General features: G+C 71.3%; 1 pseudogene. It reads right to left on the bottom strand.

The features are described 5' to 3' along the window. Positions 1-328 (bottom strand): annotated as a pseudogene (locus SB754_RS19615) (NAD(P)/FAD-dependent oxidoreductase); the annotation flags it as partial.

Consider the following 328-nt stretch of genomic DNA (forward strand, 5'->3'; position numbering starts at 1 on the left):
CCGTGGCCGATGCCGAGGCCGGCGACGGCGCCGAGGTTCTTGTGGAAGTAGTCGACCGTCTGCTCGCCACGAATGACGGCGACGAGGTTCTTCGCGAGACGCTTGGCCTGACGCACAGCGTGCTGGGCGTTCGGCACGCAGGTCCCGTCGGGCAGGCCACCGGTCTTGTCCGGAACGGCCGCGATGTCACCAGCGGCCCAGGCGCCCGCGACGACGTTGCCGTCCGCGTCGACCACGCGCAGGTCGGCCTGCGTCGTGATGCGGCCACGGGGCTCGCGGGGCAGGTCGGATCCGTTCACGACCTTCGGGTTCGCCATGACACCGGCGG

The sequence above is a fragment of the Leifsonia sp. SIMBA_070 genome, assembly GCF_046534635.1.
GTDB lineage: Bacteria > Actinomycetota > Actinomycetes > Actinomycetales > Microbacteriaceae > Leifsonia.